The 866-nt window shown below is 67.0% G+C and carries 2 protein-coding genes; one reads left to right on the top strand and one right to left on the bottom strand.

Annotation, left to right across the window (positions count from 1 at the left end):
* Positions 1 to 295, bottom strand: a 295-nt coding sequence (locus DD1DGNOD_RS27990; protein ID WP_206443103.1) for an acyl-CoA dehydrogenase family protein, incomplete at its 3' end; no start/stop codon positions are given.
* A 97-nt stretch (positions 296 to 392) separates the two neighbouring features.
* Here DD1DGNOD_RS27990 and DD1DGNOD_RS11435 point away from each other — a divergent pair.
* The coding region (locus DD1DGNOD_RS11435; protein WP_131770097.1) for a FadR/GntR family transcriptional regulator at positions 393 to 866 on the top strand (474 nt) is incomplete at its 3' end.

Below are 866 nucleotides of genomic sequence, written 5' to 3'. Positions count from 1 at the left end.
CGCCGGCCAGCGCCGGGATGGCCAGCACCGACGCCATCCACGCGCTGGACGGGGCGCAGTGGCGTCCCAGCTGCTCAGCTGTGAGCGCGAGCTCCAGCAAGCCACCGCCCTGGCCGCCGTAGTCCTCCGCGGACCCCACGGCCAACCAGCCGTTCGAGACCAGCAGCCGCTCGAACGCGGCGACGTCACCGGTGCCCAGCCAGCCGTGCACGGTCTCGGCGGGAGCGAAACGATCCAGCCACTCCTGCAACGAGTCCCGGAACATCTCCTGCTCGTCGGCCAGATCCCACCGCATGCCTGCTCCTGTCATGCTCGGTTCCACGATTGCATCGCGCACGATGTTCGGATGGTAACTTAGGTCTGACCAATAGACCATCTGTAGAGAGAAGCACATGGCTGACACGCTGAAGAAGGATCGATCGGCGATCCAGCTCGGTCCTATGGAGGTCCCCAAGGCATCGGACGTGCTCGCCAACGAGCTTCGCGAGCGCATCCTCACCGGCGAGTTCACCGAGAACACACCGCTTCCGCCAGAGCGTGAGCTGGTCACGCAGACCCGGATGAGTCGTTCAACGGTGCGTGAGGCCCTGCGCATCCTTGAGGTTCAGGGCCTGGTCCGCATCAAGGCCGGTCGTGCCGGTGGCGCCTTTGTCCAGCGGCCGAGCAAGGAGGCGGTCGCGACCTCGGTGAGCCTGGTGATCCGGGGCCAGCAGATTCGGCTGGCCGCACTGCTGGAGACACGCGAGGCCATCGAGCCGTTCTGCGCCCAGCTTGCCGCCCGGTACCGCACGGCGGACGACCTCAAGGTGCTCGACGCCGCCAACGAGGCCATCGCCGACGAGAACAGCACGCTGGCGGCGTTCCTG

The organism is Candidatus Protofrankia californiensis, from assembly GCF_900634765.1.
Classification (GTDB): Bacteria; Actinomycetota; Actinomycetes; order Frankiales; family Frankiaceae; genus Protofrankia; species Protofrankia californiensis.
Note: the sequence above shows the minus strand (reverse complement) of the source record. Positions and strands in the feature narration are given on the sequence as shown.